The following is a 24,096-nucleotide window of genomic DNA, read 5'->3' on the forward strand; positions in this document are numbered from 1 at the left end:
TTGATTTCACAGGGGGTAAATTACCGGGATCAAAGCGGCGCAGCAATCTTAATGCGTTGAATACCTGGGCTCCGGGGCGAACTGTTGTTTGCTTGAGTAAACCGAGTCTAGTGGCCACAATGCACTCAAATTTTGTAGACGATTGGAATATCGACCCGTTATGACTATCGATGTTGTGATTTTGGCCGCCGGAAAAGGCACCCGCATGCACTCTGACCTGCCTAAAGTGCTGCATCCTATTGGCGGTATTCCCATGCTTGAGCGGGTAATTGATACCGCCATGTTGTTGGGAGAGGTGCAGATTACCGTGGTAATCGGGCATGGCGCAGACCTGATACGTGACCGCTTTGCTGATCGCGGTGTCAGGTTTGTGGAGCAGGAACAGCAATTGGGTACCGGGCATGCCGTGGCCCAGGCGGTGCCCCATTTCCGCGAGGGAGCTACCGTTTTGGTGCTCTATGGCGATGTGCCTCTGGTCAGGGCCGGCAGTTTGCAATCACTGCTATCGGCAGCGGATCACGGACCTGCCCTGCTGTCAGTTGAAATGGCAAATCCCGTCGGTTACGGGCGCATCGTGAGGGATAACAGCGGCTGTGTGCAGTCGATCGTTGAGGAAAAGGATGCCGATGCGGATACCCTGGCTATCCGTGAGGTTAATACCGGCATTTTGGCGACTCCTGGAGCACTGTTGGCCCGCTGGTTGCCGGAGTTGTCCAGTGACAATGCTCAAGGTGAGTACTACCTGACCGATATTATCGGTCGTTCGGTTAGTGAGGGTATTCCTGTAACGGGCGTAATTGCCAGTGATCCACTGGAAGTGGCGGGAGTAAATAGCCGTGCGCAGCAGGCACAGATGGAGCGCGCTTTGCAGCATAACCATGCGACCAGTCTTATGAATGCGGGGGTGACTTTATTGGACCCCATGCGTATAGATGTTCGCGGCAGCCTGGAGTGCGATACCGATGTCTCTATTGATATCAATTGCATTTTCGAAGGGACAGTTTCACTGGGTAAGGGGGTACAAATTGGACCTAATTGCCTGCTAAAAAACTGTCGTCTGGCAGATGGCACCAAGGTAGAGGCCAATTCCATTATCGAAGGCGCTGAGATTGGTGAGGCTTGCACTATTGGTCCCTTTGCACGTTTGCGTCCGGGCACAGAGCTGGCCACCGGTGCCAAGGTGGGTAACTTTGTCGAAACCAAAAAAGCCAAAATTGGTGAGGGCAGTAAGGTTAACCATCTCTCTTATGTCGGTGATGCCCTGGTGGGCGAAGCGGTCAATATCGGTGCTGGCACCATTACCTGTAATTACGACGGTGTGAACAAGTCCCTGACCGAGATCGGCGACAATGCCTTTATAGGTTCTAACACAGCTCTGGTAGCCCCAGTAACTGTGGGCGCCGGAGCCACAGTGGGTGCTGGCTCCACCATTACCCAGGCTGTGGGGAGCAAAGAGTTGGCGGTAGCGCGCAGCAAGCAGCGCAATATTACCGGCTGGCAGCGCCCTACCAAGAAAAGCTAAATAACCCTTACCGTAATTGGGTTGCCCTTCGGAAACTATAATTCCGGCGGGCATTCCCTCTCTACAACTGTTGATAGCCACCCTATCCATTAAACTTGCGCTTCGGGAACAAAAGGAATGGCCCGATGCACAAGCCCAGATTACAGCTGCTTGCCAGTTTTGATATTGCTTCGCTGCAATATTTGGATGAACAGGGACAGACGACCCAAGCCCTACCGGAATTTGCCACCCCGGATACCCTGATTGCTTACTACCGCCAGATGACGTTGGCTCGTATGGTGGATGATCGCGCGGTAAAAATGCAGCGTACCGGTCAACTTGGCACCTATCCCTCCAGCCTCGGCCAGGAAGCTATTGGTGTTGGTCTCGCAGCCGCCATGGCCAAAGAGGATATCTACTGCCCCAATTACCGGGAGACAGGCGCTCTTCTGGAGCGGGGCGTTACTATCGAGGAGATCTACGCAATCTGGGGGGGCGATGAGCGGGGGCAGAACTTTCGCCATAGCCGCGAAGATTTGCCCTTGAGTGTGCCTATAGCCACCCAGATGCTGCACGGTGCCGGTGTAGCCTTTGCCCTGAAATATAAACATGAGCATTTCGGTGACCCCATGCGCGTCGCTGTTTCGACCGGCGGCGATGGATCTACTTCGCGGGGAGACTTTTACGAGGCGATAAACCTGGCTGGGGACTGGCACCTGCCTTTGGTGATCGTTATCAACAACAATCAATGGGCCATTTCCCTACCGCGAGATGAGCAAACGGCCTGTAAGACTCTGGCACAGAAGGCTATTGCCGCCGGCATACCCGGCTTGCAGGTAGACGGCAACGATGTGATTGCCGTTCGTGAGGCGGTGGGTGATGCCGTGGAGCGGGCGCGCAGTGGTGCTGGCCCAGCTCTGATCGAGGCGATTAGCTATCGCCTGTGTGACCACACCACCGCCGATGATGCCAGTCGCTACCAGCCCAAAAAAGATGTCAGTGAAGCCTGGTCCCGAGAGCCTTTGCGGCGCCTGCGATCCTACCTGGAAAACTGCGGTGCCTGGGATGATGCGCAGGAAGAAGAGATGCAACGGGAGCTGACACAGAAGCTGGAGAGAGCGGTCCACATCTACCGGGAAACCCCCAGAGATGCCGCCACAGCAATATTCGATCACCTCTATGCAAAGTTGCCGGAGCCTTTTCTGGAGCAGTATCAACAGTTGCAGGGAGATAGCTAATGGCTGAGATAACTTTGGTCGAGGCTGTCACCCAGGCTCTGGCTTACGAGATGCAAGCAGACCCGATGGTGGTTCTATTTGGTGAAGATGTTGGTCTGAACGGTGGCGTATTTCGCTCAACTGAGGGGTTGCAGGCCAGGTTTGGCCGGGACCGGGTGATGGACACCCCCTTAGCCGAGACCATGATTGCCGGAATGGCTGTCGGTATGGCGGTGCAGGGCCTGCGACCGGTGGCTGAATTCCAGTTTATGGGTTTTATCTATCCCGGTCTCGATCAGATCCTCAGCCACGCCTCGCGCTATCGCAATCGCACTCGCGGCCGCCTCTTCTGCCCGATTGTCTATCGGGCCCCCTATGGAGGTGGAATCCATGCACCGGAGCATCACTCTGAGAGCACCGAGGCCCTGTTCGCCCATATTCCAGGTCTGCGCCTTGTGGTGCCCTCCTCTCCTGCACGGGCTTACGGTTTACTGTTGGCGGCAATTAGAGACCCGGACCCGGTAATTTTCCTGGAACCCAAACGTATTTACCGAGCCGTTCGCCAGGAAGTGCCCGACACTGGCGAGGCTCTGCCACTGGATCGCGCCTTTGTGTTGCGGGAGGGCCGCGATATAACGCTTATCGCTTGGGGCGCTTCCCTCAAAGAGACCCTGCAAGCCGCAGAGCAGCTCGCAGAGGAAGGGGTAGAGGCTGAGGTTATCGACCCGGCCACCCTGAAACCCCTGGATATCCACACGGTAATAGACTCCCTGGAGAAAACCGGGTGCTGTGTCGTTGTGCACGAGGCGGCCAGGTTCTGTGGCCTGGGTGCCGAGGTGATCGCACAGATTAATGAGTATGCCTTCGATCTTTTAAAGGCACCGGTACAGAGGGTGACCGGTTTCGATACAGTGATGCCCTACTATCAACTGGAGGATGAGTATCTACCCGGAGTGCCGCGTATTTTGTCGGCCGTACAGGAAGTGCTGGACTACGCCAACGGAGGGCCACAATGAAGACTTTTACCCTTCCGGATCTCGGTGAAGGTCTGCCCGATGCGGTAGTGCGGGAGTGGCATGTCAGAGAGGGAGATACCATAGCTGCCCATGAAACTCTGGTGACAGTGGAAACCGCTAAGGCCTTGGTGGAAGTGCCGGCTCCTTGGGGCGGCACTATTGAGAAGCTATTTGCGGCAGTGGATGAGACCGTGAATGTTGGCGATCCCCTGGTGGGATTTATGGCCGAGGGAGAAGTCGCAGATGAAAGCCCGCCCACTCAAGCTGAAGAATCGGAACAAGAGACTAGTCCTCGGGCCGACAGCGGTACGGTGGTGGGAAAAATAGAGCAAGGGCAAGGTGTATTGGGGGCTGAGCGGGGGCCGGAGGTGGGCTTAAAGCGCCTGGCCACCCCGAGAGTACGGGCCCTGGCCAGGCGTTTGGGGGTAGATTTACAGTCAATATCACCAGCGGGTGCACTGGTAACGGAAGCCCAGGTACTTACTGCGGTGGGGCCGGGAACAAAGCCCAAAACTGTGGCGAAGGGGCAGCATCCATCACCTGCCCGCGCTTCTGCCGTACAAACTACAGCCGTTGCACCCCAATTCGATTTTGAGTCCGAAGTCATGACGCCTGCACGTCGCGCAATGGGTTTGTCCATGAGCCGAGCGCGGGATGAGGTAAAGCAGATAACGCTGTGTGACGATGCGGATATTTCCAACTGGTGGGGTAGTGCTCCGGCGCTGCTGCGATTGATTCGTGCAGTACAGGAAGCTTGTGAGGCGGAACCTACCCTCAATGCTCTGTATCAGGATGAGAAGCTGGCGCCACAGGGCAGTATCAATATTGGTTTGGCAGTGGACTCTCCACGAGGGCTCTATGTGCCGGTACTCAGGGATGTCGCCCAGCGTACTGATGAAGATCTGCTCCAGCAAGTGGCGGACTTTAAACACCAGGCCCGCGAGACCGGGATCGCCCAGCGAGACCTTCAGGGGGCAAGCATACTTCTCTCCAACTTCGGCTCCATAGCCGGTCGTTATGCCACTCCGGTAGTCATGCCGCCCACTGTTGCCATTGTCGGTGCCGGGCGGGTGTGCCAGGGAGTTGTGGTGGTCAATCGATGGCCGGCACTTCGCCCCCTACTCCCTCTCTCCATCAGTGCCGATCATCGGGCCGTTACCGGTGGAGAGTTGGCGCGCTTTCTTCAGACAATGTTGGAAACTTTGTCTCTCTAGCAGACAGTCTGAGTGAGCCCTATACCGGTATCTAATCTGTTGAGTAATGGTTATTGATAAAAGTTGTGGGAACTTTAGTTTCGTTTTGTTATCTTTAAGTTTCGAAATGAAACTTATATGCCTATGTCCAAACGCAACACTCAACAGCGCCGCCACGGTATTCTCCACTTGCTAAATGAAGTAGGAGAGACCACTGTCGAGCAATTGGCGCGGCAGTTCGGAACTTCGGAAGTTACGATTCGAAAGGATCTGACGGCAATGGAAAATCATGGCTTGTTGCTGCGCCGCCACGGTGGTGCTATCCCAGTGCCGAGGGAGTTGGTCAATGAAGAAGGGCCCTCGGGGAGCAAGCGGGCCATTGGTCGAGCCGCTGCTGAGCTGATACCGGATCACCATCGAATTGTGATCGATTACGGTCGCACCACGGCGGCAATGATTCCTGAGCTTGAAAGCAAGCGCGGCCTAGTGGTGATGACTAACTCGCTGCATGTGGCCAATGCACTGCGCGAACTTGAAAACGAACCGACGCTGTTGATGACCGGAGGCACCTGGGACCCACACTTTGAGGCCTTCCAGGGGCAGGTTGCAGAACAGGTACTGAGGGGATACGACTTCGATCGCGCTTTTATTGGTGCCGATGGAATCGATTTGCAACGCGGTACCTGTACATTTAATGAGCAAATTGGCCTCTCCCGCGTAATGGCGGAAGTTGCGCGGGAAGTGGTTGTACTGGCGGAGTCCAGTAAAGTGGGGAAGCGGATTCCCAATCTGGAATTGTCATGGGAGCAGATCGATATCCTGGTAACTGATGATGGCCTGGCGGACGCCGTGGGCCAAAAACTGGAACAGCTGGGTATCCAGCTCATTTGTGCCGCTGAAGACAGGAGCGGAGGCGCTCAGCCTGAAATGTTAATGGGCGGCGAGACTCCCGGGTTAATGAGGAAATAATTATGTGCGGAATCGTAGGTGCGCTGGCACAGCGCAATGTGACGGGGATTCTTCTGGAAGGGCTGCGCCGCTTGGAGTACCGCGGTTACGACTCAGCCGGAGTCTGCTTAAGTAGTGGAGATGGCCAGCTGCAATTGCGCAAAAGCCTGGGCAAGGTCGCAGATTTGGAAGCCAAATTAAGTGAGGAAAGCGCCGAGGGCCATATTGGCATTGCCCATACCCGTTGGGCTACCCACGGTGTTCCCTCCGATGAAAATGCCCATCCCCATCTGTCAGGCCATATCGCTCTGGTTCACAACGGCATTATCGAAAACCATCAGGAATTGCGTTCAGAGCTTCAGGGAAAAGGCTATGAGTTTGAGTCTGAAACCGATACTGAAGTTGTGGTTCACCTTATTCACTCATTAAGTTCTGAGGGCCGCAGCCTGGTCGACTCTGTGACTGAAGCCACGCATATTCTTGAAGGTGCTTACGCCCTCGCGGTTGTTAGTCATGAAGAGCCAGAAGTTTTGGCCTGTGCCCGCTCTGGTAGTCCCCTGGTCCTGGGGGTGGGTATTGAAGAGAACTTTATTGCCTCTGACCCTATGGCCCTGCGCCAGGTGACTGATCGCTTTATATTCCTCGAAGAGGGCGATGTGGCGGAAGTGCGTCGCGGTGGCATCGCAGTTCGAGACAAGTTGGGAGAGGAAGTCAGTCGCCCGGTGCACAAGTTGACCGGCGGTCATGAAGCTACCGATAAAGGGCGCTACCGCCACTTTATGCAGAAAGAGATTTTCGAGCAGCCCCAGGTGGTCGCAGCCACTCTGGCGGGCCGTATCGGTGAGCGCTCGGTGTTGGCCCAGGCCCTTGGTGCCCGCGCCCAGGAGATTTTGCCCAAGGTGCAGCAGGTACAGATAGTAGCCTGTGGCACCAGTTACCATGCGGGAATGGTAGCCCGCTATTGGCTGGAGGACTGGGCCGGTATTCCCTGCTCGGTGGAGGTGGCCAGTGAACTGCGCTACCGCAAGAAAGTGGTGCGCCCGGGAACCCTGTTTGTGAGTATTTCCCAATCCGGGGAAACGGCCGATACCCTCGCCGCCCTGCGCCAGGGCAAGGACCTGGGCTACCTGGCCTCCATGACCATCTGCAATGTGCCCAATAGCTCATTGGTGCGAGAATCTGAGCTATCGCTAATGACTGAGGCGGGCCCTGAGATTGGTGTGGCCTCAACCAAGGCCTTTACGACCCAATTGGTAGCATTACAACTGTTCTGTATCGCCCTCGCCAAGGTCAACGGCCTGTCGGCGGAGCGTGAAGCTGAACTGGTCAGCGCCTTGCACCAGTTACCTGAGCTAATGGAGAGTTTTACCGGTCTGGATAAGGTGGTTAAAAACACCAGCAAGGCCTTTGCAGAGAAGAACCACGCGCTTTTCTTGGGGCGTGGTGTCGAATTCCCCATTGCTCTGGAAGGCGCTCTAAAATTGAAGGAAATTTCCTATATCCACGCAGAGGCCTATCCTGCCGGTGAATTGAAGCACGGCCCCCTGGCACTGGTGGACGGCGATATGCCCGTGGTTGTCGTTGCCCCCAATGATGAGCTGCTGGAAAAACTCAAATCCAATTTACAGGAAGTGCGTGCGCGGGGTGGGCAACTGTTTGTTTTCGCTAGCCCCAAGGCCGGATTTACCAGTGAAGAAGGTGTTACCGTGGTGGAAGTTCCAGATTCCCCAGAGAGTCTGGCGCCGATTCTCTACACCGTGCCGCTGCAGCTATTGAGTTACCATGTGGCGTTGCTAAAAGGTACTGATGTGGATCAACCCAGAAACCTGGCTAAATCAGTCACGGTTGAATAACCGTTCACCTGCCGCAAAAGGTTTATGCACAAGCGAGTAAAGCTGTGTGAATTTATTACCTCTGATAGCGTCACCCTGCGCTATCTGGAGGCCGGCAACGGCCCCATATTATTGATGCTACACGGCTGGTCCCAGGGGGCGGTGTTGTATAAACATCAGCTCGCTGGGCTCAGCGATCAGTTTCGTGTGATCGCGCTGGATATGCGTGGTCACGGTCAGTCTGACAAGCCCAATCATGGCTATCGAATTTCCCGCCTCGCCAAGGACTTGCAGGAGCTGATCTCAAGTCTGCAACAGGAACCCCTTCATTTACTCGGCCACTCCGCCGGCTGCTCGGTGATATGGAGCTACCTGGAAATGTTTGGTGGGGATAGGGTCAGTGCACTAGTGCTAATCGATGAACCCCCCTGTCTACTGGCTGATCCCGCCTGGAGTGAAGCGGAGCGATTGGCCGCTGGAGGCATACTGACCCCGGAGAGCCTCTTCCAGTTTGTGGATAACTTGGTTGGAAAAAAAGGTGTTGAGGCCACTCGCCAAATTCTTATGTCTATGGTCACGCCTTTAATGGGGAAAACCCAACGGGATGAGCTGGTTGCGGTTAACCTGCAGTGTCCCCGTCGCTGGGCTGCAAAGCTTTTTGTGGATAACGTAACAAAGGACTGGCGGGATTTTATCCCCAGGATTGATAAGCCGACGCTAGTGGCTTTCGGTCGTGCCAGTCCACACCCAATAGAGTGCCAGCAGTGGATTCACCAGCAAGTTGCGGGTTCCAAACTTGAGATCTTTGATGTGGCGGAAGGAGGAAGCCATTTCCTGTTTCTGGAAGCAGCACAAAGATTTAATGCCCTGGTGAGTAAATTTCTTCTCAAGTTTTCCACAGATCGCCATTTCCCCGTGCCCTAGTTCAGCTTTGTGGATAACTGTGGATAGAGTTATCCATAGACACTGGAATTTAAAAAAATAATTGAAACAGCTTCTGCGAGAAGGCAGTTTTTCCTGTGGATATTCCTTTTTAAGATACCTTCACACTAATTACCCCATTTGGAAAAGGATAAAACTGATGATGAAGGCCGTCGGTTATCAACAGTCTCTGCTAAGCAGTGATAAAGAAGCGCTACAGGATATAACCCTCCCCATACCGCAAGTCTCCGGCCGGGATCTGCTGGTAGAAGTACAGGCCGTTTCAGTTAACCCGGTAGATACTAAAGTGAGGCAGCGGGCCAGCCCGGATAGCGGTCAGTGGAAAGTACTTGGCTGGGATGCTGTGGGCATAGTGAAAGCGGTAGGCCCGGAAGCGGGACTCTTTAAGGTTGGCGATCGGGTCTGGTATGCAGGCGACATCTCCCGCTCGGGCAGCAATGCCCAGTACCAGCTGGTGGATGAGAGAATCGTTGGTACTGCCCCCAAGACGGTTGGCTGTGCCGAGGCGGCGGCGCTGCCCCTCACTGCGATTACCGCTTGGGAAATGCTATTCGACCGCCTCCAAGTAGCGGTGGGTAAAGGGGCAAACAACAAGTCACTGCTGATCATTGGTGCCGCTGGTGGCGTGGGTTCGATTATGGTCCAATTGGCCCGTCGTCTGACCAATTTGACTGTGATAGGCACTGCCTCCCGCCCCGAAACCAAAAGCTGGCTTGAAGAGCTTGGAAGCCACCATGTGATCAATCATCGTGAGTCTCTTAGCGAGCAGTTAAGCCGCGAGGGCATCGATGGCGTCGACTATGTCGTTAGTCTCACTAATACCGAAGAGCACTTGGCGGAAATTATCAAAAGTATCAGACCTCAAGGGAAGTTTGGTTTGATTGACGACCCCGCCTCCTTGGATGTTATGGCACTGAAGCAGAAGAGTGTGTCTCTGCACTGGGAGTTTATGTTTACTCGCGCGCTGTTTTCTACCGAGGATATGGTTGCCCAGCATGTTCTGTTGAATGAACTTGCGGAATTAATTGATCAGGGATTAATTAAAACCACTATGGGGCAGAATTTTGGGAAAATAAACGCAAATAATCTTTTAAAAGCGCATCAGCTTATCGAATCCCAGGCTGCAAAAGGAAAGATAGTCCTGGAAGGTTTTTGATAGAGTAAACTCGCTCCTACTCAGAGTCATATCTATGACATCTGGGTGGGAATTTACTTTGAGTAAGCAGTCCTAATTATTCGATAAAAGAAACTAAGTGCAAGATACTTATTTTTCATTATTTGGCAGTAAATTTTTGCTTATATTTCTACAGGGCGAAAATAAACTGATAGAAAAGACATCAAAGTCACTTTTATATTTTTCCGCATTATGCAGTCACCATTTTATTAAGTTATTAATCCTCGCATAGAAAATAAAAGTCATGCTATAACCATGCCTCGGCATTTTTCAAAGATGAGAGGGCCGCTAGGTGGCTACGACAGAAAAAAATAAAACAAAAACCGGTATTGATGCTGCTGTTATGAATGGCGACATCAATATGTTGCTTGGCGAGCCAACCCAGCCGCCAGAACAAGTTCGTGAAGAGCGCAAGAGAAAGCTGACGGCGGCTTTTCGGCTGTTTGGAAAATTTGGTTTTGATGAAGGCGTAGCCGGTCATATCACTGTCCGTGACCCGGAATATGACGATCATTTTTGGGTCAACCCCATGGGGGTTTCCTTTAAACAGATGACGATGTCACAACTGTTGCTGGTCAATCATCAAGGAGAGGTGGTTGAGGGGGATGGTTACCTTAATGGCGCAGCCTTTACTATTCATTCTCACATCCATAAAACCCGCCCGGATGTGATAGCCGCTGCGCACGCTCATTCCCTTTATGGGAAAAGTTGGTCTACTCTCGGGCGCCTTCTGGATCCCATTACCCAGGATGCTTGTGCCTTTTATCAGGACCACGGTTTGTTGGATACTTTTTCCGGCGTGGTATTGGAAATGGGAGAAGGTGCGGCCCTTGCTAAAGCCTTGGGTAACCACAAAGCACTGATATTGCAGAATCACGGCTTACTGACGGTGGGTAAATCCGTCGATGAAGCTGCCTGGTGGTATATCACTATGGAAAAAAGCTGCCAGGCTCAGTTACTGGCGCAAGCAGCTGGGCAGCCTATTTTGATCGATCCAGAGGTGGCAATACGAACCCGGGCGGTTGTGGGAACTGAACTGGCGGGATTATTTAGCTTTCAGCCTCTTTACAATGTAATTGCAAAAGAACAGCCGGATATGTTTGAGTAAAGAAACTCCAAAACTCTGCCAAATTTGCAGAGTAATTTTTTGGAGCGCTGCAAAGCGCCGGCACTTTTTCTCAGAATTTATTCCCTGTTTTCTATTCTCGCATAAACTTCCTGATATTGAGTGAACAGCACTAGGGAGCCTCTGAATAACTCCATGATACCTCTGCAAGCCCCGAAGGGCGGGCCTTGAAGGCCACATCTGCTGCGTTGCAGCTCTTGCAAAGGGCTACGGCCATTCGCGGCGAGCTGCGCCTAACATCTGCAGCCTTCAAGACCCGCAGAGGCATTACGGAGTTATTCAGAGGCTCCCTAGTTACTCGATAGAGATCTATTTCAATAAGGCGTCACAGGGAACTGTAGCGAGTAATGCACTATCTGGTTATTGCGCTGGTGCTGTTGTTAGTTGTGGCCATTACCCTGGTTATTGCGCGCCTGTTGCCTTTACCTATTCCACTGCCTCTATTGCAAATTGCTGCGGGAGCAATACTGGGTAGCTTTTTGGGAATAGAAATACCCCTCGAGCCAGAAATTTTTTTCCTGCTGTTTGTTCCGCCCTTATTGTTTATTGCCGGTTGGCGAATACCGAAAGGCGCTCTGTTTCGAGATATCGGTGCCATTGTTACCTTGGCTATTGGATTGGTGCTTTTTACCGTTGTGGGTATGGGGTATTTTATTTCCTGGTTGGTGCCTGTCATGCCACTGGCGGTGGCTTTTGCAGTAGCGGCAATTTTGGCACCGACCGATCCTGTGGCGGTATCGGTGGTCCACGGTGGAACGTCTATGCCACCACGGCTGGAGCATATCCTCGCCGGAGAGTCCCTGTTTAATGATGCCTCGGGATTGGATATTTTCCGTTTTGCAGTGATTGCCGCCCTCACCGGGACCTTTTCATTTCCCCATGCACTGGCTGGTTTTTTCTGGGTCGCTATCGGCGGTGTGGTTATAGGCGCTGGAGCAGCATTTGCCTGTGGGTATATTTTGCGCCTGCTGGTCAGAGTTGGCGGTGAGGACACTACTGTACAAGTTCTAGTGAGCTTATTAGTGCCCTTTGCGGCTTATATCGCCGCCCATACTTTACAGGTATCGGGTATTTTGGCGGCTGCCAGTGCTGGAATTGCGACTCACTATACCACCTTACACGGCGCGGAAATGTCGACTACACGGATGGACCGCCGTGCAGTATGGAAAACAGTACAAGCAGTTCTTGACGGTATTATTTTTGTTCTGTTGGGAGAGCAATTGGTTCGAATTACCGGAGCGGATTTCTCCGGCGCGCGTCACACTGGTGACTTAACAATTATTTTTTATGTCCTGGCAATATTTGTTGTACTACTTCTCCTGAGATTTGTGTGGGTATGGGTCTCCCTATATCTCTCACGTTTTGGGCAGAAAGTAGAATCTTTTGGTACCCATTTTTTATTGGTTAGCGTGTTGACCATCGCCGGGGTAAGAGGGGCGATTACATTGGCGGGAGCCTTTTCCCTTCCCCTCGCTATGACAGATGGAAAGCCGTTGCCCGGCCGTGATTTAGCCCTGATTATTGCAATGGGCGTTATCTTGCTTTCCTTATTGCTGGCAAGTTTTTTATTGCCTGTTCTACTGCGCCGTTTACCCGAAGCCCCCAATTTTGCCGCTATCGGTGATGAAAAAGGTGCGCGAATATCTGCTGCCACAGCGGCAGTGAATCAGCTGATGAATATGCGTCATGATATTGATCGAGGTGAAAAAGATCGCGATCTCGCTTTTGAGGCGGTGGATCACCTTTTAGCTATTTATCGGCGGCGCATAACCCTAGGAGAAGATGAAAGCGAGGATATTATCTGGATGCGTTCCAGGGTTGAGCGTCATTATCACCTTGCCGCACTTTCTGCTGAGCGCGAACAACTGTTGGAATTGCGTGTCTCCAGGAAGATTGATGATGAACTCCACCGCAAATTGGTTTTGGAGGTTGATCTGGTAGAGGCGAGCTTAATTAACAAAGAATAAATTTTCTCTTGTAATAGACACGCTTAAATTGGTGAAAACTTGATATGGAGTTTGTAGAGCTGTGTTCAGTTAATGGGGTTTCCCTTTTTCAGAAAAGAAAAATAGACAGTCCCCAGCGCGAGCCCCTGGGTAATTACTCAATCCCCTATCCCGCCAAGCAGGTGCAGTTCCGGGAGTTTAGTGAGGGACAGCGTTTTGATTGGCACTGTGCCCCGCAGGCGCAGTTTATTCTTTATCTTGAAGGCAGGGTGAAGCTCACAACCAGCTCCGGTGAACAATATATCTTTGCTCCCGGAGATATCTTATTAGCCAATGATTTACACGGAAAGGGGCATATCAGCGAGAGTCTGAGTCCTGGAAGGGCTGCCATTGTCGTGCTTAATGACAACCCCTAGGGCCAATAACCGGCTTACTGTTTTTCCATCTCGGGCTTGGCTTCTTCCCAGTAGTGATCCAGATGCAGGTCCTTGTCGCGCCGGTCTTGTTGTAACGCCTGTAGTAGCTGCTCGCGATAGATTCGGCTTTGTGCAATATGCTGGGACTCATCGCGCCAGTAGGGGAAAAGTGCCTCCAGCATACGCTGGTCGTGTTGCTTGAATTTCAAGGCGGCGCGGCGCGCCTGTATGGGACTGAGTCCCAATAGTTCCAGCGCCTTTTCGCCGATGGTCAGGGCCGAGTCCACGGTCTCGCGGAAGATATAGCGGACCCCGGCTTCCATCAAAGCATACTGGTGCATACGGTTGCGGGCCCGGGCGAGGATGGTCACATTGGGGAAGTGTTTTTGCAGCTGGGCCACAATTTCCAAACAGGCGGCCTGGTCGCTCAAGGTCAGGATAACCAGCTTTGCATTTTGGGCTCCGGCGGCGCGCAGCAGATCCTCTCGCGAGGCATCCCCGTAGTAAGCTTTGATACCATAGCGGCGCACCAGGTCCAGTTGTTCTGCATTGCGTTCGAGTAAAGTGGTATTGAAACCGCAGGCATTTAGAAGTCGCCCGGCGATCTGCCCGAAGCGTCCGTAGCCAATAATGATTACAGGTGAGCCCGAATCCACAGGCGGTGATGTATCTATGTTGGCGGGAACCTCTGGGCCGGTGACAAACCGCGGCTGGATAAACTGTTCGTAGATCAGCAGCAGCACTGGTGTCAGGGCCATGGTCAGAGCAATTTGAGCTACTAACAGATTGCCGATGTCCGCACTCAGGACCTGAAGCTGGGTAGAAAACGCTACCAATACAAAACCGAATTCACCGGCTTGCGCCAATGACAGCGCGAACAACCAATCCTCGCCCTTTGACATTCGCAAGGTGCGCGCCAGGGCAAACAGCACGGTAAATTTTACCAGCACCAACGCCAATGCTAATCCGATTAGCACCAGCGGGTTGTCCGCGATCAGGGAGAAATTCAGGCTGGCACCCACGGCGATAAAGAAGAGACCCAACAGCAGGCCCTTAAAAGGCTGTATATCCGCTTCCAGCTCATGGCGGAACTCGCTCTCGGCCAGCAGTACCCCGGCGAGGAAAGTACCCAGTGCCGGCGATAGGTCCAGCCAGGTCATTACCGCAGCTGCGGCAAATACGATCAGTAGCGCGCTCACGGTAAACAGTTCGCGAACTTGGCTGCCCGCCATTAGACGCAGCAAGGGACCGAGCAGGTAACGTCCGGCGAAAATAAAAGCCAGCATGGTGCCGATAACTGCCGATGCGTAATACCAACCACTCAAGCCACTTTCATGGGGGCTGGCAGCGGTACCTGCCAGCAGTGGCAATAGCGCGAGGATGGGAATAACAGCGATATCCTGGAACAAAAGTACCGCAAATGCAGCGCGCCCGCCCTGGCTTTTCAGCAGGCCCTTTTCACTGAGGGATTGCAATACGATCGCAGTTGAGGACAGTGCCAGGATCAGCCCGATAGCCACCGAAGAGCGCCAATCCATCTCGGAAAAGGCGAGAACCAATCCAGCGATGGCCGCAGCGGAAAACAGTAGTTGGGCACTACCGGTGCCTAGGATAGCACCGCGCATTTTCCACAACTTCTTCGGCTGCAGTTCCAAGCCGATCAGGAACAGCATGAGTGCAACACCAAACTCGGCAACGTGCATTTCATCGCTGGCATCGCCGACTAAGCCTAGGGCACTTGGGCCTATGGCCACACCGGCGAGTAAGTAACCGAGGACTGAGCCCAGGCCCAGGCGGGTGGCAATGGGTACCGCAATCACTGCGGCAGCCATGAAAATTACTGCCTCAATAAGGAAGCCGGAGTGTTCCATTTAATCGTTATCGCTATTTGGCTGTCGGTTGTTGGGGCTCGTCGCGTTCGGGCTCAGAAAACTCCCGGCTGCGACGAATCAATGGCGCTATGGTAGAGCCCTGTACGACGATAGAAAAGAGCACCACGCCATAGGTCATGACCACCCACAGGTAGCGAAGGTCCTGCCCTTGGACGAAGGCACTGCCGGCGGGAATCGACATCGCCAGCGCTAATGCCAAGCCACCTTTCAGCCCTCCCCATATCAAAATCCGGTTGGTATAGGGGTGGTACTTGCGGCGACTTTTTAAATACAGGAAGGGTATGCCGACAGCGAAAACCCGGGCGGTAAGAACAATGACAATGCCCACTGCCATCAGCAGGTAGTCGGAGGGGCGCAGGTCGATAGTAATCAGGAACAGGCCCACCAGCAGGAAGAGCAAACCGTTGAGGAAGTCCTCGGTGATGCTCCAGAAATTATCCAGCTCGTGTTGGCTCACCCGGGAAAAGCCGCGCTCGCGGGTAAAGTTGCCAATAATAATGCCACTGACCACCATTGCCAGGGCGCCGGAGACTCCGAGTACATTGGCCAGGGAAAAACCGGCGGTGGGGATAACCATGGTCAGCATCAATTCCAGGCTGTGATCATTGGTACAACAAATGGCCCAGTGGAAAACGCCACCAATGATCAGTCCCAATAATATGCCCCCCAGTGCCTCGATGGCGAATAGCTCAGCCACTGCTGGTACCGTGGGTTGGCCGCCTTCGAAAGCGAGTGCGTAAATCACCGCGAAGATCACGATACCGAAGCCATCGTTAAACAGGGACTCACCTTCAACCTGAATGGAAACCTGCTCAGGGGCTTTCAGGTTTTTCATAATTGCCAGTACGGCGATAGGGTCGGTGGGAGAGATCAATGCACCAAATAACAGGCAGTAAACAAAAGCTACCGGCATATTGATCAGCATCAGGAACCAGTAAAGAAGGGCCCCGACCACAAAGGTGGAAATGAGGGTACCGACAATGGCGAGAAGACCGATCTCCAGTTTTTGGTTGCGCAGTTCCAACAGATCGATATGTAAACTGCCGGCAAAAAGCAGAAACCCGAGCATTCCCTTGAGCAGAATATCCTCAAGGTTGAGCAGCGGCAGAAGCTGATCTGCCCAGGTGCGCAACTCTACCACCCCCAACTTGCCGAGGGCGGTGACCAATAGTGATAGGGCCAGGGCTCCGGCGGTAATAGCGATCGTGGTTTGGGCGCGCAATACGTATTGGTTCAAGAAGCCCAGAAAAACTGATACGGCGGCAAGAAAACAAAAGGTGTAATAAACTTCCATGCCGTGTGTGGACTCCAGCGCTGAAATATTCTCGGATGGTTTAATGCCATTTTGGGGAGCGCCCCGGCGGCAATTTATATGATGGTGAGTGTGCCGTTATTGTAGTCGTGCAGAGGCTGCTCGATTTCCCTTGGAGTGGATCTAGGGCAACAGGATTACACCGGGGCGGGCCGCGCGGGCACAAGCGGCCAACTCCCTTTTATATGGGCGCGCAATTGTAGCGGCTCTAGGGCGCCAGACAACTGCATTTTTCAGTTTTGCGCTCAAACGGATCGACTTCCCCTACCCACTAAAATTCATTAATGCCTTAGCTTTTTAAACATTACTTCATTACTTTCTAACTGCCAATTAGTAGATTCCTACCGACTATTGAAAATAAAAAGGATGATTGTCACGCCAATCTAGTGGTTTTTATCCCTCCTGAGTAAAGGCAGCTACCGACTATCTCATGAATTTTCACGACAGTGTCTACACTGGTTGATAGTCCATACCCATAAATGCGCAATTGAGGAAGTAGTAGTGAAGCATTCGATGTTGTGCGACACCTCAAAGCTGATCGGTCGGGTACTGATGTCGCTGATCTTTATATTTGCCGGCTGGAATAAAATTGGCGGCTACGAAATGACAGAGGCCTTTATGGTTTCCATGGGGATACCCGGCTTCATTTTGCCCCTAGTCATCGTTATTGAGTTGGTGGGAGGACTCGCGGTGTTACTGGGGATATTCACCCGGATTTCTGCTTTTGTCCTTTTCCTGTTCTGTCTCGCTTCGGCCTTCCTGGTACACCTGTCCCCTGGTGATGCAACAGAAATGACCAGCTTTATGAAAAATATCACGATTGCCGGTGGTTTCCTGATTCTGACCTGTGCCGGTGCCGGTCGCTTTAGCCTGGACCATTGGATACGCGGTAAGTAGATTTCAGCAACAGTTGTAGAGAGGAATTGAAGCCAGTTTCAGTCGAGCTTCAGTGGGGAGAAATTAGCCGGGCCTATACTGCCTGGATATAGGTAATGACTCAACAGGATTACCATGAAGCTTTTTTATGCACCGGGTGTTTGCTCTCTATCGCCTCATATTGTCGCTTGTGAAGCAGGGATCAATCTGGGCCTGCAAAAGGTCAATCTAAAAACCCACGAGCTGGAAAACGGCGACGACTTTACAAGGATTAACCCAAAGGGGTACGTGCCGGCACTGCAACTGGAAGGCGGAGAAGTACTGACAGAAGGTCCGGCAATCGTCCAGTTTTTGGCGGAGCAAAAGCCCGACGCGCAACTGGTGCCACCAGTGGGCACCCTGGCCCATTACCGGCTTCTCGAATGGCTCAACTTCCTCAGTGCTGAAGTCCACAAGCTATTCAAACCACTGTTTTGGCATGGTACAGAAGAAGAACAGGAGGATTCCCGGGTTAGGCTTATCCGCTGGTTTGACTATATCGAAGGGCAGCTTGATAAAGACTACTTAATGGGAGACGGTTTCACGGTTGCCGATGCCTACCTGTATGTTCTCTCTCGCTGGCTGAAACATCAGCAGTTTGATATGCCCCGGTGGCCCCGGCTTCAAGCATTCCAAAAGAGAATGGAAGAAAGGCCCGCAGTGCAGCGGGCGCTTCAGGAGGAAAGTTTAGAGCCGGTGTAAAGAGCTGTCGTTAACGCGGGGTAAAGCGCCGGGTCGCAGGGATATCGGACTCGATCGGTTGGCGAACCTTCGCGATAAATAGTGCAGAGAGTAGTGCCACAAAAGCACAGCCCGCCATAGATCCTGCAATAGGTGTCAGGGTTCCGGTGTGCAGGCTGCTCGCCAGTCCACCCAGTATCCCCCCGGTAATAAAAAGAGCGGCGCCGTATAGCGCGTTGGCACTACCGCTGATTTTGGGGAAGAACTCCAAATAACAGGCGGCGGCATTGGGGCCGGTAATACCGATACAGCTCATCACCAGTACCAGGGGAATCATCCACAGGGTCAGTTCTTTGACTCCTGTCATAGTTCCCAGCAGCAGCAGGCCGCAACCCAATAGCTGCAACACAATACCCGCCAGCAGGATATTGCGCGGCTCAAAAAAGTTCAGCAGGCGGATATTCACCTGAACCATGCAAATTAGCCCGAGTACGCAGATACCAAAAAACAGTGGGAACTGATTCGCGCTAACACCGAAGTAATCCATAAACACAAAGGGCGCGGTGGTGATGTAGATAAACATCGAACCGCTGACACAGGCCTGTGCAATCAGGAACCCAATAGCGCGGGGATTGCGCAAAACCTGGCCGTAGCTGCCCACGAGAGACTTTAGCGGCATCATCTGGCGGCGTGCGCGGGTAAAGCGGGAGACGGTCTCCGGTAACAGCAACTGTACTAGTACGAGCATTGCCAGAGCGTACAGTAACAAAAAGACGAATATACTCTGCCAGCCGCCAACGGCTAGTAGTGCGGAGCCGATCACCGGGGCGATCAGTGGTGCAATCAGCATGATGGTGCTAATCAGGGAAATAATTTTTGCCGCCTCACGGCCACTGTGTAGGTCGCGCACTATGGCAGCACAGATTACTGTGGCAAAGCCGCCGCCAACTGCCTGGCAGAAGCGCAGGATAATCAGTTGGTCTACATGGTCGGTAAACAGGACTAACAGGGAGCTGGCTATATAGATACTGAGGCCGATAGTTCCTACAAGGCGCCGTCCCCAGCGATCTGATAATGGTCCGCCAAACAGTTGTCCGAGGGCAAAGCCCAGCAGAAAACTGGACACTGAGTACTGCATCCGCTCGACTTCTGTATCCAGGGCTGCCGCCATCGCCGGAATGGCCGGCAGGTAGCTGTCGATGGAAAAAGGTGTCAGAGAAACGAGTGCGGCCAGCCACACCACTAGCCAGCGCGGGGCTTTCTCGTCCGGGTTAGAAGCGATGGATGTCATTATGTTGCTCAGGTACAGCCTGGAAGGATCTTCCCGGCAAAGCCCAATTGGCGGGAAATGGCTTTGGTAGAAACGGGCGGGCACATTGTCCCTTGCCCGCTTTGGATATCAGGGAGTTTAGTGCTTGTCTTCCCGCAATGTGTACAGTCCCTGTTTCAGTTTCAACAGGTGCTCCTGTAGCTGAGGACCTTTGCGCTGGGCTACGCCGATAGCCAGAACATCGATTACCACCAGGTGGGCGATGCGCGAGGACAGCGGCGTATAGATCTCAATATCCTCTTCTACATCCACTTCCAGTGGGATGCTGGCTTGTTGTGCCACCGGCGAGCCGCTGGGTGCCAAACCAACCACCAGAGCGCCCTGCTCTTTTGCCATGCTCATGGAGCGAAGTAACGCCTTGGTGCGACCGCTCTGGGAGATAGCTACTACTACATCCCCCGCTTGCATGGACATGGCCGACATATTCTGGATGTGGTGGTCCGAGTGGGCAGCGGTAGCCAACTGTAGGCGGAAGAACTTGTGCTGGGCATCGGCGGCGACGGCACCGGAGGCGCCAAAACCGAAGAATTCCACCCGCTTGGAAGCGGCCATCGCAGTGACAGCGGCCTCGAGGGCACGGTCGTCAATTCTATCGCGGACTTTCAGCAGGGTATCCACCGTGGAGTCGAAAACTTTGCGCTTGTACTCGGCAATGGTATCCGTTTCCGTAACCGCAATCTGGCCGAAGCTGGGGCTGGAAGCCAGCTGCTGCGCCAGGTTCAGCTTGAACTCCTGGAATCCGGAGCAGCCCACGGCGCGACAAAAGCGCACCACGGTAGGTTCACTCACCTGGGCTTCAGTAGCCAGGTCGACGATGCGCATATGAATGATTTCATCGGGGTTGGCGAGAATATACTCCGCCACCTTGCGCTCTGATTTGCGCATGGATGACAGTTGTTCACTGATTCGTTGCGTTACTTCCGCCGGTTTCACAGGACTTCCTTCTCTATGCCAGATGGCGCAGTTTAGCCGCTGTGCCCTCCGCTGGCGAGCGACATTACATTGTCAGGCAGGGCAAAATCCTGTTTATTTACACAGGTCTTGTGCATCAGCTCTGGTACAATCTTCGCCCATGGACGTATCTCAGATTTTAGACCCCCTCAACGACGCCCAGCGCGAAGCAGTAGCTGCCGCGCCCGGCAATCAATTGGTTCTGGCCGGTGCCGGCTCGGGCAAGACCCGGGTGCTGGTACACCGCATCGCCTGGCTGATGCAGGTGGAGGGCGCCTCGCCCTACTCCATTATGGCGGTAACCTTTACCAACAAGGCGGCCCGCGAGATGCGCGCCCGTATCGAAGAGCTGCTGGGGGTGAATACCTTTGGCATGTGGGTGGGCACCTTCCACGGCCTGGCTCACCGCCTGCTCAAGGCTCACTGGCAAGAAGCCAAGTTGCCGCAGAACTTCCAGATCCTGGATTCCGATGACCAGCTTCGCCTGATCAAGCGGGTACAGGCAGATCTTGGGCTGGATGATAAAAAGTGGTCACCGCGGGAAACTCAGTGGTGGATTGGCGCGCAGAAAGATGAAGGGCTGCGCCCGCAATATATCAACGCCGGCGCCGATCCCTGGTTGCAGACCATGGTGCGAATCTACTTCGCCTATGAAGAGGCCTGTCAGCGCGGTGGATTGGTGGATTTCGGCGAGCTGCTGTTGCGCGCCCACGAGCTCTGGCTAAATAACGACGCTATTCTGGCCCACTACCGCCGGCGCTTCCCCCATATCCTGGTGGATGAGTTCCAGGATACCAACACGATTCAATATGCCTGGTTGCGCTTACTCGCCGGTGAGCAGTGCCATATCACCGCCGTGGGTGACGATGACCAGTCTATTTACGGTTGGCGCGGTGCCAAGATCGAGAATATCCAGCACTTTTCCACAGACTTACGAGAAGTGCAGACGGTGCGACTGGAGCAGAACTACAGGTCCACCTCCACCATTCTAAATGCGGCTAATGCGGTGATCGCTAATAACAGTGGTCGCTTGGGCAAGGAGTTGTGGACCAAGGGTGAAGAGGGTGAGTCCATCGCCGTTTACGCGGCCTACAACGAACAGGATGAATCGCGCTTTATTGTCGAGCGAATCAATGACTGGGTGCGCGATGGCAACCGCCGCGACAGCATCGCCATCCTCTACCGCTCAAACGCCCAATCCCGGGTACTTGAAGAGGGGCTTTTGCGCGAGCAGGTTCCCTACCGTATCTATGGCGGCCAGCGCTTCTACGAGCGCCTGGAAATCAAGAATGCCCTGTCTTATCTACGCCTGATTACCAACCGCGATGATGATACTGCGTTTGAACGGGTAGTGAATACGCCCACTCGTGGCATCGGCGCGCGCACTGTAGAGATGGTTCGCTCTTATGCCCGGGAGCAGGGATGCTCCCTGTGGCAGGCGGCCAAGCTGATGTTGCAGCAGCGGGTATTGGCTGCTCGCGCCGGCAATGCCCTGCAGAGCTTCCTGGACCTGATTAACCAGCTGGCAGCGAATGCAGAAGATAAAGAGTTAGATGCTATTGCTGAGGATGTGATCGAAAACAGCGGTTTGCTGGAGTTTCACGGCAAAGAGAAAGGCGAGAAAGGCCAAACACGAGTGGAGAACTTGCAGGAACTGGTCACTGCCTGTCGCGGCTTTACCGGTGCAGGCCTGCCCGAGGGAGAGGAAGATGAGGAGGAAATCCCGCTTCTTAACCAGTTCCTCGACAGCGCTGCCCTCGATGCCGGTGAAGGCCAGGCGGATGAGTTTGAGGATGCCGTCCAGCTGATGACCCTGCACTCCGCCAAAGGTCTGGAGTTTCCCCTGGTATTTATGGCGGGTGTGGAGGAAAACCTGTTCCCCCACAAGATGTCGGCGCAGGAGCCCGGCCGCATGGAGGAGGAGAGACGCCTCTGCTACGTGGGTATCACCCGCGCCATGCGCAAGCTATACATTACCTACGCGGAAAACCGGCGTCTGTTTGGCAGCGAAACCTATAACAGCCCTTCTCGCTTTATCGGCGAAATTCCACCTAATTTGGTGCAAGAAGTGCGCCTGAAGACCGAAATTTCCCGCCCACTCTATCAGGCGGATTACGGCAAGGTAGGCCAGTTTTCCGACCCGGCGCCAGACTTCGATGATTTGCCCCCGCTGGTCCTGGGCGGGCGAGTGGACCACGCCAAGTTTGGTGAAGGAACTGTCATTGAGTTTGAGGGAACGGGTCCTCGAATGCGGGTGCTGGTTAATTTTGACGATGTTGGCGACAAGAGGTTGATACTTTCAATGGCCAAGTTGCAGCCGCTTTAAGTGATGGCTTGAGCTGGCACTAAGCATTAAATACTGAGTGCCGGAGCATGTCGGTACCGAAAGGCATGCAGAATTGAAAGTTAGATAGTGGTGAATGGATTCCAGCGATAGCGGGAATCCATTCAAAATACCAAGGTAAAATCACAGCGGACTTCTTCTGAAGACCTAAGTTGGCGACCAAAGCGTCTGCCGATAATTTGTACAATACAAAAATAACGATAAATTAGTGGCAATGAAAAAACTCAATTGGTACCCGGCTATCATTCTCGGGCTCTTAGCCCTGCTCGCCATTACCTTCGCCGCCCTGGTAGCTTCCCGTGCAGCAATGGGCCCTGCCCAGCACTTTTCTGCAGAGGGCAATAAAGAGCTGTTCGAGTGGAAATTAGTTACTACCTGGCCCAAGAATTTCCCTGGCCTCGGCAGTGCGCCGGAGCGTTTTGCCAAGAAAGTCGAGGCGATGTCAGCCGGGCGTCTCAGGATCAAAGTGTACGGTGCCGGTGAGTTGGTACCTGCCCTGGGCGTATTTGGTGCTGTTTCGGAAGGCGCGGCGCAAATGGGACACGGCGCGGCCTATTACTGGAAAGGCAAGGTGCCCGCAGCCCAGTTTTTTACCGCAGTGCCATTCGGATTGAACGCCCAGGAAATGAATGGTTGGTTGCACCACGGCGGTGGTCTCGAACTCTGGGAGGAGATCTACGAGCCCTTTAACCTGATCCCACTTGCGGGGGGCTCCACCGGTGTACAGATGGCGGGCTGGTTTAACAAACCGATTGAGTCGGTGAAGGATTTAAAGGGCCTAAAGATGCGTATTCCCGGCCTGGGTGGTGAGGTTTTAAACCGCGCAGGCGGCACTGCGGTGACCATTCCCGGTGGAGAACTCTACACCGCCCTCCAGACTGGAGTGATCGATGCTACCGAATGGGTGGGGCCCTACAACGATCTCGCTTTTGGTTTCCACCAGGTCGCTGAGTATTACTACTACCCCGGGTGGCATGAGCCGGGCTCTATCCTGGAATTTATCGTTAATAAAAAGGCGTTCGAAAAACTGCCTGCTGATTTGCAGGAAATAGTGCGAGTCGCCGCCCGTGAAGCTAACCAGGATATGCTGGACGAATACACGGCACGCAATAACCGGGCCCTCAAGGAGCTGGTAGAAGAGCACGGGGTAAAAGTGGAGCGCTTGCCGGAGGATGTTCTGTCTCACCTGAAGAAGATCAACAACGAAATTATGCAGGAGACGGCGCAGCGGGACCCGGAGTTTGCCCGTGTTTACAAAGCCTTTAAGGAATTTGAACGGGATGTGAAGCCCTACCACGAGATCAGTGAAGAGGCTTACTATCAAACGAGAGATACAGCTAAAGAGACTAGATAGACATTT

At 53.5% G+C, this 24,096-nt stretch carries 19 protein-coding genes; 15 read left to right on the forward strand and 4 right to left on the reverse strand.

Annotated elements, in window-relative coordinates; all coding sequences use genetic code 11:
• The first annotated feature begins 160 nt into the window (after positions 1 to 160).
• The 11 genes from glmU (at position 161) to ACJJIZ_RS02655 (ending at position 13,311) form a co-directional block, all read left to right on the forward strand.
• A complete protein-coding gene (glmU, locus tag ACJJIZ_RS02605; protein WP_444915132.1) occupies positions 161 to 1,522 on the forward strand; it encodes a bifunctional UDP-N-acetylglucosamine diphosphorylase/glucosamine-1-phosphate N-acetyltransferase GlmU in 1,362 nt (453 codons plus the stop codon).
• Positions 1,523 to 1,647: 125 nt separating this feature from the next.
• Entirely contained in the window at positions 1,648 to 2,739 is a 1,092-nt protein-coding gene (pdhA, locus tag ACJJIZ_RS02610) for a pyruvate dehydrogenase (acetyl-transferring) E1 component subunit alpha (RefSeq protein WP_444915133.1), read from the forward strand.
• Positions 2,739 to 3,734: an alpha-ketoacid dehydrogenase subunit beta gene (locus ACJJIZ_RS02615; protein WP_444915134.1), complete on the forward strand. Its 996-nt coding sequence runs from the start codon at positions 2,739 to 2,741 to the stop codon at positions 3,732 to 3,734. The genes pdhA and ACJJIZ_RS02615 overlap by 1 nt, the downstream gene beginning before the upstream one ends.
• Positions 3,731 to 4,948 (forward strand): dihydrolipoamide acetyltransferase family protein, encoded by a 1,218-nt coding sequence (locus ACJJIZ_RS02620; RefSeq protein WP_444915135.1) that lies wholly within the window; start codon positions 3,731 to 3,733, stop codon positions 4,946 to 4,948. Before ACJJIZ_RS02615 ends, ACJJIZ_RS02620 begins: the two co-directional genes overlap by 4 nt.
• Before the next feature lie 123 nt (positions 4,949 to 5,071).
• Complete coding sequence (locus ACJJIZ_RS02625; RefSeq protein ID WP_444916181.1) at positions 5,072 to 5,896, forward strand: DeoR/GlpR family DNA-binding transcription regulator; 825 nt, start codon at positions 5,072 to 5,074, stop codon at positions 5,894 to 5,896.
• Between the two features lie 2 nt (positions 5,897 to 5,898).
• Positions 5,899 to 7,728, forward strand: coding sequence for a glutamine--fructose-6-phosphate transaminase (isomerizing) (glmS, locus tag ACJJIZ_RS02630; RefSeq protein ID WP_444915136.1), 1,830 nt, complete (start codon positions 5,899 to 5,901; stop codon positions 7,726 to 7,728).
• A gap of 24 nt (positions 7,729 to 7,752) precedes the next feature.
• Positions 7,753 to 8,631, forward strand: a complete 879-nt coding sequence (locus ACJJIZ_RS02635; RefSeq protein ID WP_444915137.1) for an alpha/beta fold hydrolase — start codon at positions 7,753 to 7,755, stop codon at positions 8,629 to 8,631.
• A 157-nt stretch (positions 8,632 to 8,788) separates the two neighbouring features.
• Complete coding sequence (locus ACJJIZ_RS02640) at positions 8,789 to 9,805, forward strand: zinc-binding alcohol dehydrogenase family protein (protein ID WP_444915138.1); 1,017 nt, start codon at positions 8,789 to 8,791, stop codon at positions 9,803 to 9,805.
• Positions 9,806 to 10,115: 310 nt separating this feature from the next.
• Positions 10,116 to 10,931, forward strand: coding sequence for a class II aldolase/adducin family protein (locus ACJJIZ_RS02645; RefSeq protein ID WP_444915139.1), 816 nt, complete (start codon positions 10,116 to 10,118; stop codon positions 10,929 to 10,931).
• A 365-nt stretch (positions 10,932 to 11,296) separates the two neighbouring features.
• Positions 11,297 to 12,916: a Na+/H+ antiporter gene (locus tag ACJJIZ_RS02650; protein ID WP_444915140.1), complete on the forward strand. Its 1,620-nt coding sequence runs from the start codon at positions 11,297 to 11,299 to the stop codon at positions 12,914 to 12,916.
• 44 nt (positions 12,917 to 12,960) lie between these two features.
• Complete coding sequence (locus ACJJIZ_RS02655) at positions 12,961 to 13,311, forward strand: AraC family ligand binding domain-containing protein (RefSeq protein WP_444895636.1); 351 nt, start codon at positions 12,961 to 12,963, stop codon at positions 13,309 to 13,311.
• Positions 13,312 to 13,325: 14 nt separating this feature from the next.
• On the opposite strand, the gene ACJJIZ_RS02660 is transcribed toward ACJJIZ_RS02655, so the two are convergent.
• The gene (locus tag ACJJIZ_RS02660; RefSeq protein WP_282930597.1) at positions 13,326 to 15,182 is read right to left on the reverse strand and encodes a monovalent cation:proton antiporter-2 (CPA2) family protein; all 1,857 of its coding nucleotides are present in this window, start codon (positions 15,180 to 15,182) and stop codon (positions 13,326 to 13,328) included.
• A 13-nt stretch (positions 15,183 to 15,195) separates the two neighbouring features.
• Positions 15,196 to 16,497, reverse strand: coding sequence for a cation:proton antiporter (locus tag ACJJIZ_RS02665; RefSeq protein ID WP_282930598.1), 1,302 nt, complete (start codon positions 16,495 to 16,497; stop codon positions 15,196 to 15,198).
• Between the two features lie 519 nt (positions 16,498 to 17,016).
• Between ACJJIZ_RS02665 and ACJJIZ_RS02670 the strand changes: the two genes are divergently transcribed.
• Positions 17,017 to 17,412 carry a DoxX family protein gene (locus tag ACJJIZ_RS02670; RefSeq protein ID WP_413663848.1) on the forward strand — a complete coding sequence of 132 codons (396 nt, stop codon included), beginning with the start codon at positions 17,017 to 17,019 and terminating at the stop codon, positions 17,410 to 17,412.
• A 114-nt stretch (positions 17,413 to 17,526) separates the two neighbouring features.
• Complete coding sequence (gene gstA, locus ACJJIZ_RS02675; protein WP_444915141.1) at positions 17,527 to 18,132, forward strand: glutathione transferase GstA; 606 nt, start codon at positions 17,527 to 17,529, stop codon at positions 18,130 to 18,132.
• A 10-nt stretch (positions 18,133 to 18,142) separates the two neighbouring features.
• On the opposite strand, the gene ACJJIZ_RS02680 is transcribed toward gstA, so the two are convergent.
• The gene (locus ACJJIZ_RS02680) at positions 18,143 to 19,402 is read right to left on the reverse strand and encodes a multidrug effflux MFS transporter (protein ID WP_444915142.1); all 1,260 of its coding nucleotides are present in this window, start codon (positions 19,400 to 19,402) and stop codon (positions 18,143 to 18,145) included.
• A 117-nt stretch (positions 19,403 to 19,519) separates the two neighbouring features.
• Positions 19,520 to 20,374 (reverse strand): transcriptional regulator HexR, encoded by an 855-nt coding sequence (gene hexR, locus ACJJIZ_RS02685; protein WP_282930602.1) that lies wholly within the window; start codon positions 20,372 to 20,374, stop codon positions 19,520 to 19,522.
• A gap of 139 nt (positions 20,375 to 20,513) precedes the next feature.
• On the opposite strand from hexR, the gene uvrD reads away from it, so the two are divergent.
• Both uvrD and ACJJIZ_RS02695 read left to right on the forward strand, forming a co-directional pair.
• On the forward strand, positions 20,514 to 22,718 hold the full coding sequence (uvrD, locus tag ACJJIZ_RS02690) for a DNA helicase II (RefSeq protein WP_444915143.1): 2,205 nt from the start codon (positions 20,514 to 20,516) through the stop codon (positions 22,716 to 22,718).
• 232 nt (positions 22,719 to 22,950) lie between these two features.
• On the forward strand, positions 22,951 to 24,090 hold the full coding sequence (locus tag ACJJIZ_RS02695; RefSeq protein ID WP_444915144.1) for a TRAP transporter substrate-binding protein: 1,140 nt from the start codon (positions 22,951 to 22,953) through the stop codon (positions 24,088 to 24,090).
• Positions 24,091 to 24,096 lie beyond the last annotated feature (6 nt).

The sequence above is a fragment of the Microbulbifer maximicatervae (SeqCode) genome (assembly GCF_052467225.1).

Excerpts from the sequence above, each read along its gene's own strand:
- glmU (WP_444915132.1), top strand. The coding sequence starts at position 161 with ATGACTATCGATGTTGTGATTTTGGCCGCCGGAAAAGGCACCCGCATG.
- pdhA (WP_444915133.1), top strand. The coding sequence starts at position 1,648 with ATGCACAAGCCCAGATTACAGCTGCTTGCCAGTTTTGATATTGCTTCG.
- ACJJIZ_RS02615 (WP_444915134.1), top strand. The coding sequence starts at position 2,739 with ATGGCTGAGATAACTTTGGTCGAGGCTGTCACCCAGGCTCTGGCTTAC.
- ACJJIZ_RS02620 (WP_444915135.1), top strand. The coding sequence starts at position 3,731 with ATGAAGACTTTTACCCTTCCGGATCTCGGTGAAGGTCTGCCCGATGCG.
- ACJJIZ_RS02625 (WP_444916181.1), top strand. The coding sequence starts at position 5,072 with ATGTCCAAACGCAACACTCAACAGCGCCGCCACGGTATTCTCCACTTG.
- glmS (WP_444915136.1), top strand. The coding sequence starts at position 5,899 with ATGTGCGGAATCGTAGGTGCGCTGGCACAGCGCAATGTGACGGGGATT.
- ACJJIZ_RS02635 (WP_444915137.1), top strand. The coding sequence starts at position 7,753 with ATGCACAAGCGAGTAAAGCTGTGTGAATTTATTACCTCTGATAGCGTC.
- ACJJIZ_RS02640 (WP_444915138.1), top strand. The coding sequence starts at position 8,789 with ATGATGAAGGCCGTCGGTTATCAACAGTCTCTGCTAAGCAGTGATAAA.
- ACJJIZ_RS02650 (WP_444915140.1), top strand. The coding sequence starts at position 11,297 with ATGCACTATCTGGTTATTGCGCTGGTGCTGTTGTTAGTTGTGGCCATT.
- ACJJIZ_RS02655 (WP_444895636.1), top strand. The coding sequence starts at position 12,961 with ATGGAGTTTGTAGAGCTGTGTTCAGTTAATGGGGTTTCCCTTTTTCAG.
- ACJJIZ_RS02660 (WP_282930597.1), bottom strand. The coding sequence starts at position 15,182 with ATGGAACACTCCGGCTTCCTTATTGAGGCAGTAATTTTCATGGCTGCC.
- ACJJIZ_RS02665 (WP_282930598.1), bottom strand. The coding sequence starts at position 16,497 with ATGGAAGTTTATTACACCTTTTGTTTTCTTGCCGCCGTATCAGTTTTT.
- gstA (WP_444915141.1), top strand. The coding sequence starts at position 17,527 with ATGAAGCTTTTTTATGCACCGGGTGTTTGCTCTCTATCGCCTCATATT.
- ACJJIZ_RS02680 (WP_444915142.1), bottom strand. The coding sequence starts at position 19,402 with ATGACATCCATCGCTTCTAACCCGGACGAGAAAGCCCCGCGCTGGCTA.
- uvrD (WP_444915143.1), top strand. The coding sequence starts at position 20,514 with ATGGACGTATCTCAGATTTTAGACCCCCTCAACGACGCCCAGCGCGAA.
- ACJJIZ_RS02695 (WP_444915144.1), top strand. The coding sequence starts at position 22,951 with ATGAAAAAACTCAATTGGTACCCGGCTATCATTCTCGGGCTCTTAGCC.